Source organism: Arthrobacter sp. SAFR-179 (assembly GCF_059414945.1).
On record NZ_JBPFDM010000012.1, the window covers coordinates 1 to 12,267 of the forward strand.

At 62.6% G+C, this 12,267-nt stretch carries 12 protein-coding genes; 3 read left to right on the forward strand and 9 right to left on the reverse strand.

Annotated elements, in window-relative coordinates; genetic code table 11:
- The first annotated feature begins 184 nt into the window (after window positions 1-184).
- Entirely contained in the window at window positions 185-1,309 is a 1,125-nt protein-coding gene (locus tag ACR65K_RS16760; protein WP_440154162.1) for a glycerate kinase family protein, read from the forward strand.
- Window positions 1,310-1,401: 92 nt separating this feature from the next.
- Window positions 1,402-1,680, forward strand: coding sequence for an HPr family phosphocarrier protein (locus ACR65K_RS16765; protein ID WP_440154163.1), 279 nt, complete (start codon window positions 1,402-1,404; stop codon window positions 1,678-1,680).
- A 204-nt stretch (window positions 1,681-1,884) separates the two neighbouring features.
- On the opposite strand, the gene ACR65K_RS16770 is transcribed toward ACR65K_RS16765, so the two are convergent.
- The 7 genes from ACR65K_RS16770 to ACR65K_RS16800 all read right to left on the reverse strand — a co-directional run bounded on the left by ACR65K_RS16770 (window position 1,885) and on the right by ACR65K_RS16800 (window position 9,196).
- Complete coding sequence (locus ACR65K_RS16770) at window positions 1,885-2,781, reverse strand: carbohydrate ABC transporter permease (protein ID WP_440154164.1); 897 nt, start codon at window positions 2,779-2,781, stop codon at window positions 1,885-1,887.
- A 5-nt stretch (window positions 2,782-2,786) separates the two neighbouring features.
- The gene (locus tag ACR65K_RS16775) at window positions 2,787-3,683 is read right to left on the reverse strand and encodes a carbohydrate ABC transporter permease (RefSeq protein WP_440154165.1); all 897 of its coding nucleotides are present in this window, start codon (window positions 3,681-3,683) and stop codon (window positions 2,787-2,789) included.
- Window positions 3,680-5,014 carry an ABC transporter substrate-binding protein gene (locus tag ACR65K_RS16780; RefSeq protein ID WP_440154166.1) on the reverse strand — a complete coding sequence of 445 codons (1,335 nt, stop codon included), beginning with the start codon at window positions 5,012-5,014 and terminating at the stop codon, window positions 3,680-3,682. Before ACR65K_RS16780 ends, ACR65K_RS16775 begins: the two co-directional genes overlap by 4 nt.
- 76 nt (window positions 5,015-5,090) lie before the next feature.
- Window positions 5,091-6,290 carry an ROK family protein gene (locus tag ACR65K_RS16785; protein ID WP_440154167.1) on the reverse strand — a complete coding sequence of 400 codons (1,200 nt, stop codon included), beginning with the start codon at window positions 6,288-6,290 and terminating at the stop codon, window positions 5,091-5,093.
- Window positions 6,291-6,832: 542 nt separating this feature from the next.
- On the reverse strand, window positions 6,833-6,964 hold the full coding sequence (locus ACR65K_RS16790; protein WP_440154168.1) for a hypothetical protein: 132 nt from the start codon (window positions 6,962-6,964) through the stop codon (window positions 6,833-6,835).
- Window positions 6,965-7,174: 210 nt separating this feature from the next.
- Window positions 7,175-8,446, reverse strand: coding sequence for an SLC13 family permease (locus ACR65K_RS16795; protein ID WP_055805538.1), 1,272 nt, complete (start codon window positions 8,444-8,446; stop codon window positions 7,175-7,177).
- Window positions 8,447-8,449: 3 nt separating this feature from the next.
- Entirely contained in the window at window positions 8,450-9,196 is a 747-nt protein-coding gene (locus ACR65K_RS16800) for a GntR family transcriptional regulator (RefSeq protein ID WP_055805543.1), read from the reverse strand.
- Between the two features lie 57 nt (window positions 9,197-9,253).
- Here ACR65K_RS16800 and ACR65K_RS16805 point away from each other — a divergent pair, with 57 nt between their 5' ends.
- Window positions 9,254-10,126 carry an amidohydrolase family protein gene (locus tag ACR65K_RS16805; protein ID WP_440154169.1) on the forward strand — a complete coding sequence of 291 codons (873 nt, stop codon included), beginning with the start codon at window positions 9,254-9,256 and terminating at the stop codon, window positions 10,124-10,126.
- Window positions 10,127-10,535: 409 nt separating this feature from the next.
- On the opposite strand, the gene ACR65K_RS16810 is transcribed toward ACR65K_RS16805, so the two are convergent.
- Window positions 10,536-10,808 carry a hypothetical protein gene (locus ACR65K_RS16810; RefSeq protein WP_440154170.1) on the reverse strand — a complete coding sequence of 91 codons (273 nt, stop codon included), beginning with the start codon at window positions 10,806-10,808 and terminating at the stop codon, window positions 10,536-10,538.
- Window positions 10,809-10,878: 70 nt separating this feature from the next.
- Window positions 10,879-11,904, reverse strand: a complete 1,026-nt coding sequence (locus tag ACR65K_RS16815) for an ATP-dependent 6-phosphofructokinase (protein ID WP_440154171.1) — start codon at window positions 11,902-11,904, stop codon at window positions 10,879-10,881.
- Window positions 11,905-12,267: the final 363 nt, after the last annotated feature.

The following is a 12,267-nucleotide window of genomic DNA, read 5'->3' on the forward strand; positions in this document are numbered from 1 at the left end:
ACGATCACGCGAAGGCGGAGGTTTTCAATTGAGGCAACGTATTACGCTTCCCGGAGGTATTGCAATGAGGCAACAGGCGGGTCCTTGTGACGCATAGCACGGTCAAATGGTGAGGCGGCCATAGATTGTTCACGACGCGAATTATTGGTAGGGTGTGCGTTCTATGGAAGAGTCCCGGAAGCCCATGTCACCCCTGCGCGTCCTGATCGCGCCGGATTCCTTTAAGGGAACCCTCACTGCCCACGAAGCGGCAGCGGCAATCGCCGAGGGTTGGGCAGGCGTCAGGCCCGGTGATCAGCTGGAGCTCGTCCCCCTCGCAGACGGAGGGGAAGGGACCCTGGATGCCATCGAGGCCGCCACGCCGGGAGCCGTCCGGGGAAGCCGCGACGGCGTTACCGGCCCCGACGGCCGGACTCGCCATGGCGAATGGCTCAAGCTCCCCGGCGGTGTAGCCGTCGTTGAACTGGCCCAGATCGCAGGATTGCCCTTCATGAGTGAACTGGCACCGCTATCGGCGACGACCCGCGGTGTCGGCGAAATCATCAAGGCCGCGGTTGAGGATGGTGCCCGTGAGGTGTGGCTGGCACTTGGCGGCAGCGCCTCAACCGATGGAGGCCTGGGCGCGCTGCGCGCCCTGGGGGCCGTTGCACTCGATTCAGCCGGTAATGAAGTATCCGAAGGCGGGGCCGGCTTGAAAGAGATCGCCTCCCTTGACTTCGCAGGCCTGCTCCCCATCCCGGGCGGGATCACCCTGCTCTCCGATGTCACGGCTCCGCTGACAGGCCCGACGGGCGCAGCAGCCGTCTTCGGGCCCCAGAAAGGCGCGACTCCGCGCCAGGTGGACGAGCTGGACCAGGCACTGCAGTCCTTCGCCCGGCTCGCGGGGCACAGCCCTGACACTCCCGGGGCCGGCGCCGCGGGCGGCGCCGGCTACGGATTCATGGCAGCCTACGGGGCAGGCATGGACTCCGGTGCCGATCGGATTGCTGAACTCGTCCAACTGAACCAACGGATCCGCACAGCGAACATCGTCATCACCGGCGAAGGATCATTCGATGACCAGAGCCGCACCGGAAAGCTCGTGGGCAACGTTCTGCAACGGGCAGCGGACGCCGGCGTGCAGTCGGCCGTCATCGCAGGCCGTGTCGCGGCAGATGCCGGCACCTGGGCCCTGGGCCTGGATGAACTGGCCGGCGACCCTCGTAAAGCCATGAACGAACCCGCACATTGGGCGGCCGCCGCCGGCAAATGCGCCGCAGAATCCCTGGGAGCGGGAATGGCACAGCCGCCGCTTCGGCCGCTGACCTGACCACCGGTTCCGCCGTGGAACGGCAACGCCCGTTCCTGCCACCGCCTGTGGCACGCCATTTTGAGCCAGAACACCCAACCAAGGAGAAATCCATGCCGGAAAAAACAGCCGTTGTCGCAAGCCGCTCCGGACTGCACGCACGCCCCGCAGCGATCTTTGCTGACGCCGCCGCCGAGATGGACGTCGACGTGACGATCGCCTTGGCGGGGACGGCGGAGGACGAAGCGCTGGACGCCTCAAGCATCCTGTCCCTGATGACTCTCGGTGCAGGCAACGGAGACACCGTCGTGCTGCGCGCCGAAGGCACCGGGGCCCAGGAAGCGTTGGAGAAGCTGGCTCTCCTCCTGGAAACCGACCTGGACGCGCAGTAAGCCCCCACCGTTTGTCCCCTGCGGTGCCGCCGGATCCTGGCGCTGCGGGGGACACTGCCATTTAACGGGGCCGGGAAAACCGGCAGGCACCCTATGCCGGCGTGCGGGAGTCAGGATCCAGCGAACACAGAAGAGCTGTTTCCACTGCGGGGGGCAACCCTGCAGGGGAAACAGCTCTTCTGGTTCACGGGAGGAAGGGAGGATTCAGCCCTTCACGGCACCGGAGGTGAGGCCGGAGACGATGTTGCGCTGGAAGATCATCACGACCAGTACCAGGGGGATGGTCACTGCCAGTGCGCCGGCTGCCTGGGCTCCGTAGTCGATGGAGTATTGCGTGGCGAACTGCGGGATCTGCACCGTGGCTGTCCAGGTCTTCGCGTCGAAGAGGAAGGTGTTGGCGAAGAGGTAGTCGTTCCAGGAGTTCACAAAGGTGAGGATGGCTGCAGTGAGCAGGCCTGGAACGGCCAGCGGAAGCATGACGCGGGTGAATGTTTGGAGCTGTGTTGCCCCGTCAATTTTCGCTGCTTCTTCCAGGCTGTGGGGAATTTCGCGGAAGAAGACCGTCAGGACGAAGATCGTGGTTGGCAGGGAAAAGACGATGTTCGGGATGATCGCGGCGGGGTAGTTGTTGATGATTCCCCAGCTGACGAATTGTTTGAACAGTGGGATGATGACCGCGACCTGGGGGAAGAAGCTCACCATGAGCATCAGGACCAGGGCCACGTTGGAGCCACGGAATCTGAAGCGGGCGAAGGCGTAGGCGGCGAGTGAGCCGATGACCATGCAGACCAGGGTGGTGCTCGTGGCGATGATGACGCTGTTGACCAAGGTCCCGAGGAATGTCTGGTCGCCCAGCACGCGCCCCCAGGCCTCGAAGGTCACGGGCGCGAAGAGCAGTTCCAGCGGGGCGCGTCCGATGTCTCCGGCGGTGGCGAGGCTCATCCGCATGACCCACAGAAGTGGGGCGATGCTGACCACGAACAGCCAGAGGAGCAGGATCCGGAACGCCCAGAGGCCCTTTTCCTGTGTCCGGCGTCGCGGCGCTGCTGCCGTGGTGGGCGGGGGAGCGGTTTGGGATGTGCGGTGTGTGGATGTGCTCATGGGGATCAGACCTTGTTGCGCCGGGCGCCGAGTGCGATGACGAAGAACAGCGCGATGATGAATGCTGTGACGAAGACGAATACCGAGGCGGCCGAGCCGGTCGGGAACTGCAGCTGGCTCACACGAACCCCCTCGTAGACGTAGGTGGAGAGGGAATCGACCTGGCGGTTGCCCATCACCCAGAACAGTTCGTAGACACGGTAGGCGTCGAGTGTACGGAACAGGGCGGCGATCAGGATCGAGGGCACCAGCAAGGGAAGGATGATGCGGAAAAAGCGTTGGAGCGCCCCGGCCCCGTCCATGGCGGCTGCTTCCAGGGTGTCCTCTGGGATGGTCTGCAGGCCGGCCAGGATGAGTAGTGCCACGAACGGCGTGGTCTTCCAGATGTCGACGATGACTGCGGCGATGACCATGAGGTCCTGGCTGCCCAGGATCGGCTGATCGATCAGTTGCAGGTTGTAGGCCACCCAGCTGAGCAGGCCGTTAGGGTCGGTGAACATGAGTCTGAATATGATGGCTGAGATGGCGGTTGGGAATGCCCAGGGCACCAGCGTGACGGCGCGCACGAGGCCGCGGCCGCGGAAGCCACGATTGATGATCAGGGCGACCGCGACGCCGAGGACGAGTTCGACGGCGACACTGCATACGGTGAACACCCCGGTGTTCGACAGGGCCCGGAGGAAGTCCGGGTCTGCGAACAAGGTCTGGTAGTTCTCCATTCCGACAAAGTCCCCGGTGTTGCGGATCGTCCCGGCGTACAGGCTCAGCCAGATGGTTTGAGCCACGGGCCAGATCACGACTGCTGCAACAATGGCTACTGCCGGGGCAATGAGCAGGTAGGGCAGTGCCCGGGACTCCTTGATCCGGCGCGTGCGCCGGTGCAGTGTCGCCGTCGAGGTCACTTCGCTGTCACCACCTTTTCAAGTGACTTTTGCAGTTCGCCGGCGCCCTGGGCAGCGGGCTGATCTCCGCTGATGACCTTGTAGAAGGAGTCCTGCATGGCCAGTGAAGCGTCCGAGTAGTACGGGGTGACCGGGCGGGAGCGGGCGTTGAAGGCGGCATCCTTGCCGATCACCGTGAGCGGGTTCGCCTTGTTCACGTCTGCGTCCTCGTACAGGGATGCGCGGGTGGGGAGGTATCCGCCATCAACTGCACGGATCTTCTGTGCCTCTTCGCTGGTGAGGGACTGGATGACGTCCCATGCGGCGTCCTTGTTTTTGCTGGAGGCGTTCATGAAGAGGTTCCAGCCACCCAGGGTGGAGGAGCTTGTCGTCCCTGCCTTGGTCACCGGCAGGGAAGCGATGCCCACCTGATCTTCGGTCAGTTTCGAGACCGACGGGTCCTTCACCATGCGGTAGAAGTCAGACCAGTTGCGCATGAACAGGGCATCGCCCTGGAAGAACTGCGTGTAGTTCTCCTGCTCCTTGAACGTCGTCGATGCGGCGGGGGCGATGCCGGAGTCGATCAGTTCCCGCATCTGAGCCAGGCCCGCGGTCGCGTCGGCGTTGTTGACGACCACCTTGCTCGGGTCACTCGGATCGAGGATCTCTCCGCCGGCATTCCACACGAATTCGGCGGCGTTGCAGACCAGGCCTTCATATTTGGCGGCCTGCATCAGGTAGCCGGCGGTGACATCGCCGCTGGCCAAGACTGCCTTGGCCTGGGTTTCCAGTTCGTCCCAAGTGGTCGGCGGGTTCGTGAAGCCATGCTTGGCCAGAAGGTCCTTGCGGTAGAAGAGGTAGGCGGTGGCGTTGAACCACGGGACACCATAGACCTTGCCCTGCCAGGTGTCGGCAGTCATCCCGCCTTTGAGGAATTTGTCCTGTTCCTCCTGGGGGAACCGGTCCGAAAGATCCTCCACCCAGCCCGAGTCGGCGAGCTGGGCGGCCCAGGTCACGTCGCCGATGACCACGTCGGCGTCGACGCTGTTCGCCAGGAACTGGGTGCGCAACTGGTCAAAGTAGGCGCTCATGTCCGTCTGGGACGTCTGCCATTCAATCTGCGTGCCGCCGGAATGGTCCTTGTTGTACTGATCGATCAGCTTCTGCATCGTGCCCGATGTGTCCGGCGGGGCAAGCACCTTAATGGTTTTGGACGTGCTTCCGCTGTCCGAGGCCGGGGAACAGCCGGTGAGAGCGGCCGTGGCAGCCATCGTCGCGATCCCGACAGCCGCAACAAAACGACGCGTCCGGCCTGTCCTGCGCCGTGACGGCCTCTCGGTAAGTGTTTCCATCGAATATCTCCTTTGATGTTCGTTCGGCGAACGAATTAATAGGGACATGCTTTGCTGCGGTGGAAGCAGCGGGGCCTCAGGCGGTGTAACCGGTTGAGGTTTTGGTACGTCGCGGGGCAGTAGTCTGCTCGGGACGTAAAACGGGGAGCGAGAAGAACTCGCTCATGGGCAGCGCGGCGGCTCCCATGGCAATGGCGTCGGCGCCGAAGGCCGAGACGGCGAAGTTGGTGCGGTCCCGATCCGCTTCCATGCCGGAGGCGACGACGGCCATCGCGTCATCAGTTTCCAGGATGGCTGAGGAACGTCCGCCGAATACCACCAGTTGTGGCGAGAGCATCCAGACGAGTGTGGAGGTGAACCAGGCAAGGTGTTGTTGCCACTCGCCTACGGCGCCCACGGCGGGCGGGCCGCCGGCACTCAAGTCCTTGAGGAACCCGTCAAAGTCGCTGGCGTTGCCGCCGCGGGCGGCATAGTTTTCCCGGAGGCCGGCGATTCCGATGACATCTTCCACGGTGGGCCATTCAGCGAGGGGGGAACCGTTCCGGGGGATGCGGATGTGGCCGGCTTCGCCGACCTGTCCGAGGCTGCCGCGGTAAATGCGGCGGTCCAGGACCAGCCCGGAGCCCACACCTGTATCGAGGAGGATGTAAAGAAGGTCGCTGCTGTCGCGGCCAACCCCGAACTGTGCCTCACTGATGGCCGCTGCGTTCGCGTCATTGTCGATCAGCACCGGAAGTCCGGTCTCGCGGGCCACGAGGTCACCGAAACTGACGTGTCGCCATCCGAGGATAGGGGCACGTTCGATCTTGCCTTCAACGACCGTTCCCGGGACGGTGATGCCAATACCCTGCAGGCGGGGACGCACCTCCGGGTGCTCGGACAGGACGCCTTCAAGCAGTTCGAGCAGCTTCCGCTCGGCGGAGGCCGGGTCTGTACGGTCGGTCGGGGCGGCCGCCCGACCCACTTCTGAACCACTGAGGTCAACCACGATGGCAGTGGATAGCTCATTGCCGAGGTCCAAGCCAGCGAAATAAGCCCCATCGGAGCGAAGCTGCAGGCGGACACGTGGGCGGCCCGCGCTTTTTTGGGTCGGCTCGTCGGCGTCTACCTCACGGACGAGACCATCCTCGATGAGTGCGCCGGTGATGACCGTGATCGTGGACCGCTGAAGGCCGAGGAGCTCCGAGAGTCCGACGCGTGAGCGGGGCCCGTGCTTCCAGAGAGCGTCAAGCACTCGAGCCTGGTTGATGTGGCGGAGCGTTGAGCTGGAGGCCAAGGCCATCTCCTTTCAGGGCTCCGTCTAGGCTAGTCGGATTAGTTTGTTCGCGAGCCGAATTAACTGCAAGACTAGCGGCGGACGTGCGCCCTGTCAACATATTTAGTGGCCGGCCTCACACAAAGCGCCCCGCCCCTGCCCCTTCTCACTCCACCCTGCCTACGCCAGGGGTGAGTGGTGAAGCTCCTCGTGCCGGGCGCCTCGAAGCTTGGGGCCGACAGGGTTCCCGCGGGTAAAAGTAGCGGAACCCCGGCCACAAGCGGCAGGCCTGGTGCTGTCGGGCCCGTCCAGCAGTCCAAGCCAAAGAGCCGATAACGGATATTCCGTCAACCTGCCTCGGCAGGGCGCACCCGTGCGTGCTGATGACGCGGCCGGAACTGGTGGCGACTCTGATCCGTCCATGGCTGGGGTCAATTCGGGTTATCCACGGCTGGAAATTGGGAGCCGTTGGGGGAGCTCCCTGGCAGCGGTAGCGGTGGATAACCTTTGAGAATTGTCCCCGGCTGTGGGCGGCGGCAACATACTTGTCAGGTGGGGGTGTACTACAGGCGTACGCGCTTTTGGACGTGGAGTTTGTCGGCGTGGAGGAACAGTCTGCGGGTGTCTGCGCCGTTCGGGGTGAACCAGAAGACGCTGCCGTCCAGGGCGACCATGTCGACGATTCCTGACGCCACGAGTTTCCCGTTCTTGTAGACATTTAATTGGTCGCCACGTTGTAGTCGTGTCCAGTGGGGGACCGGTTCTGTTTGGCGGGCTGGCATGGCCATCCTTTATTGTGCTGACCGGACGGAGCAGCGGACTGATACTCACGTCGTGTTGGGAGCTTTCGGGGAACAAACGAGAAGGCGGGCTGAGAGTTCAACCCGCCTTCTCTTGGCGGTGGGTTAGATCACGACGAACAGGAGCCAGGCCAGCAGGGGTGCTGCGACGATCATGGACATGCCCCAGATCATCATGCCGCGGAAGGTTTTTTCGCGTTTTTCTTCTTCGGTGTTGGCTACAACGAGCGCCCCGCCCGTGGAGAAGGGGCTGGAGTCTACGGCCGATGCGGCGATGCAGAGCGCGATCACGAAGCCCAGGACGCCGATGGAGCCGGTGGTGAGCAGGGGTGCTGCCAGTGGGACGAGTACGACGAACATGGCGTTGGTGGAGGCGAAGGCTGATACCACACCGGCAACAACCAGCATCATCAGTGCTGCCAGCAGGGGTGTGCCGATGCCGGCGACGGAGTTGGCGAGTTCTTGGATGACGCCGGCGGTTTCGAGCATGCTGATATAGGTGACGATGCCGCCGATGAGGAGGATCACGTTCCAGCCGATGTGTCCGAGGGCTTCCTTGGAGTGCTGCGGGTAGAGAGCTGACAGTGTCACGGCGGCGGCGAGGGCGAGGAATCCGACGTCGAGCTTGAAGCCCAGGGCCCCGACGAGAATGCTGGCCATTAGCACTACGGTGACGATTTTCTGGCCGGTCCAGGTTGCTGTCTTTGTGATGGTTCCGGTGCCGCCGCCGAGGTATGAGGTGGTGGAGTCCGCGGTTTCTTCTTCGCGTCCGCGGCGCATCAGTTCGGGTCCGCCCAACAGGATGAACGCCACTGCGTTGATGACAACGTTTGCGATGAAGGTCCAGAGAAAGAGCTGGCCGGCGTCCACCGAGACGCCGACTTTGTCCAGGACGCCGTCGACGATGTTGTAGTACACGGCGATGGGGGAGAACCCGCCAGCATTGGTGCCGTTGATGATGCACAGGCCCACAAGGAGCGGGTTGATCCTGTAGCGCTGGGCGAAAGCCAGCCCGACGGGGATGAGGATCGCGTTCGTCGCTGCCGAGAGCGCCCCCGAGCCGGTGATGATGGCGGCAAGGATGAAGAAGACCCAGGGGACCAGGGCAACCCGACCCCGAACTGCTCCCACGGCGCCTCCGACAATCTGGTCAATAGTGCCGTTGGCCCTGGCCATGCCGAAGAGGTAGGTCACGCCTAAGAGTGTGATCAGGAGGCTGCCCGGGAAGCCGGAGGCGATCCCGGATGCTGTCTGACCGAAGTACAGGACGCCCAGCAGGAAGGCGACAACCAGGGCGACGGCGCCCATGTTGATACTGCGCCACATTGAGAGGCCGAAGATAAGGACAAGGCCGGAAACGGCCACGAGTTCTTGCATGGCTTAGTTGATCTCCACTTGGTATCGGAATGATGATGCCAGCCCGTAGGACTCGCGGTACTCGGCGACGTCGCCGGTGTGGGTGCGTGCGATGCGGTTGATTTTGACGAGGGGATCCCCGGCTGCGCAGTCCAGGAGTGCGGCCTGAGGTTCGGTGGCCTGGGTGACCGAGAGTTCCTCGGTTGCTGAGCCGATAACGAGGCCAATCCGGTTTTCGTATTCCGGATACAGCAGGCTCCCGAGTTCAGCGGGGTCGATGTCGGCGATCGGCTGAAACTTCGGCAGCGGTAGCCAGATGTCTTCGACGAGGAAGGGTGTATCTTGCCACAGACGCAGCCGGTGCAGGTGCAGTACCGGAGACTGTTCCTCTAGATTTAGGGCCGCGGCCACCTCGGCCGGGGAGTCCTGCGTGTTTCGTTCCAGGATGCGGCTGCCGGGTGTCTGGCCCGTTCCTCCGTGCATCCGGAAGAAGCGGAACAGAGAGTTCTGGAAGGTAGCCCGACGGACATACGTGCCGCGTCCCTGATGGCGCTCCAGGAGTCCCTCAGCGGCGAGCTCCGCAAGGACGCGCCGCAACGTACCCACCGAAATGCCGTACTCCTCAGACAGAGCAGATTCGGCCGGCAGTGGTGTGCTGCTGCCCCACTCGTTCGCCCTGATACGCCGGATCATGTCGTCTTTGACCCGGGCGTGCAGAGGCAGACGCTGATCGGTGTGTGCCAGTGCTGGGGAGGCAGAAGCTTGTGTCATGCCTCACAGCCTAGAGCAGATTCCTTTATAGGTCTAGTCCTATAAAGGTTTAGCAGATTGAGCTACAGTGATTCCATGTTCCGAGCCTCTGCACCACTGGTCGACACCCATGCGCACATCTTCTACCGGGGACTTACACCTACCGCCAACGCAAGGTACGTCCCGCACTACGATGCGACACTGGACCAGTACTTGAGCGTCCTGACTGCCCATGGTGTGGCACGGGGGGTCCTCGTGCAGCCAAGTTTCCTGGGTTCGGACAACAGTTACCTTCTGACTGCGTTGGCGGCGGAGCCAGACAGGCTCCGGGGCGTGGTCGTGGTTGACGACGCAACCCTGCAATGCGAACTTTCAGAGGAAAGGGTGCGCGCTCTGGACGCGGCGGGCGTGCGGGGCGTCCGCTTGAACCTCGTGGGCCAGCCTGTTCCTGACCTCTTTTCCGCCTCTTGGATGGTTGCGGGAGAGGTGATGGCGGACAGCAGGTGGCACTTGGAAATTCAGGCATCGGGGCAACAATGGCTCGAGCTTGCTCCCGCCCTCTCGGCGTGGCCCACAAAACTGGTCATCGATCACCTCGGCCTGCCCAAACGAGAACACCCCGGGGCGATCGAAGCGGTATTAAACCTGGCCGGGCTCGACAAGTGCTGGGTAAAGGTATCCGCTCCTTACCGCTCTTCCTACGACCAGGCGGAGTCGATATTTTCCCTTTTCCTGAAGCGTGGTTCCACTGACAGGCTCCTCTACGGCAGCGACTGGCCATTCACACGTCACGAAGACAACGGCTACCCGGAACTCCTTGCATGGGCCCGGAAACTCGCGGGCGAGGAACTGCTCAACCGCATGATGACCACAAACGCCTACACACTTCTTGAGTGGCCGGCAGAATCCGACAACCTCGTTGCTGAGCCGATACTCCAGCGCCCTAACTAAAAACGCCGAAAACGGTATTCCGTCAACCCGCCTCGGCTGGCATACCCTGCTTGCTGACCACGCAGTCGGAACTCGTGGTGACCCTGATCCGTCCACGGCCGGGGCCAATTCAGGTTATCCACGGATGCAAAATTGGAAGCCGTTGGGGTAGCTCTCTGGCAGCAATAGCGGTGGATAACCTATGAAAATTGTCCCCGGCTGTGGGCGGACGGACCTGATTTCCCGTTCAAAACGTAGATCAATTCCCTTTGCTCGGAGGACCGAGCAAAGGGACCGTGTGTCAGCTTTGGCTGTGCTCTTCAATGACGAGACGGCCTCGGAGCTACACCATCCGGACGCCATGGGGTGGGAGCCGCTGGTCGTCGAAGCTTGAGTGCGCAGATCTAGTTTCCCCTCGACACGATCGCTGTCAGTTCCAGGTACGGCGGATGTACGTTCCTGGTTGTTGTTCTATGACGCGCCGGCTGTGGGCTCCGTCCTGCATCAGCCACAGTAGAGATCCGTCGGCCATGACAGCTTCGACGCGGCCGCGGTCGGTCATGCTGCCGTGAGTGTGGACTTCGACGTCTTGGCCGGTCAGCACAGTCCAGTCGTCAATAGGCTGCCACGGTGCGAAAGAGTGGATGTTTGTTTGGTCTTGATTCGGCGTCGTGCTTGTTTGCATGTCGTCCTCGAGCTTCATGCAGCAGAACGCTGAGCAACTTTGTGACGGGGAGCATAACGTTCGCGAATGATGTTTGTCTTTTGAGCGTCTACCCGAACAAGACGGCGGCTTCGTCGTAGCGCTGCTGCGGGACGGTCTTGAGCTGGCCCAGAGCTTCATGGAAGTTGACGTGTTTAATTTCCGTTCCTTTGAGGGCCACCATGGTGCCCCACTTGCTTTGCATGATCGAGTCGATGGCGGCCATGCCGAGCCGGGTGGCAAGGACCCGGTCGAAGGCTGAGGGGACGCCGCCGCGCTGGATGTGGCCGAGGATAGTGGCGCGGGTTTCGATGCCGGTGCGGGCTTCCAGTTCCGGGACGAGCTGGTCGGCGATCCCGCCCAGGCGGGGACGGCCGAAGGTGTCCAGGCCGCGCTCGGAATAGGCCCCGTCCATATGTTCGGGAATGAAGCCTTCGGCGACGACCACCAGGGGTGCGCGGCCGCGGTGGTGGGCTTCCTTTACCCACTGGGTAATCTGGTCGATGCTGACTTCTTGTTCGGGGATGAGGATGGCGTGGGCGCCTGCGGCCATGCCGGCGTGCAGCGCGATCCAGCCCACGTGGCGGCCCATCACTTCGGCGATCATGCAGCGGTGGTGGGATTCGCCGGTGGTGCGGAGCCTGTCGATGGCTTCGGTGGCGATCTGCACGGCGGTGTCGAAGCCGAAGGTGTAGTCGGTGGCGTCGAGGTCGTTGTCAACGGTCTTGGGTACGCCCACGATTTTCAGTCCGGCGTCGGTGAGGCGTTTGGCGGCGGCCAGCGTGCCCTCACCGCCGATTGCGATGATGGCGTCGATGCCGAGGCGGTCCATGTGGGCTTTGATGACCTCCGGGCCGCCGCCGTTGTCGAACGGGTTGGTGCGTGAGGTGCCAAGGATGGTGCCGCCCTGTTTGGCTATGCCGCGGACGATGGTGCGGGGGATGTCGATGATGTCGCCCTCCACCACGCCGCGCCAGCCGTCGCGGAATCCGACGAATTCGTGGCCGTGGATGGTGATGCCCTTGAGTACGGCGCCGCGGATGACCGCGTTCAGTCCGGGGCAGTCGCCACCGCTGGTGAGGATTCCAATTTTCATGCGTGATTCCTAGGTTCAGTTGCCATGTTGGAAAGGGGCCATCAGAAAAGCCCAAGACAGGCATGAGGCTGATTTCGCCTATCGCCTTCGTGTACTACCAGGTTGTTCGTTCGTAGCTCATGCCGCAGGGAACATTTGGGTCAAGGCTTACGATGACCGTTCCCGGAGCCGTCCGGGTTACCAGAATTCCCTGCTTCCGATGCCTCGCACGAGCAGAGAGTTGTTGGACGGCGGCCTCCACGGCGGCCTCCAAGTGGGATCGCGTGTGTGCGTGGATGGTGATGGAATCGTGTTGCGTGCGTTCATGCTCGTGGAAGTCGGTGCAGGTGGAATTCTCTGTCTGCATTTATCCACTGCTCCTAC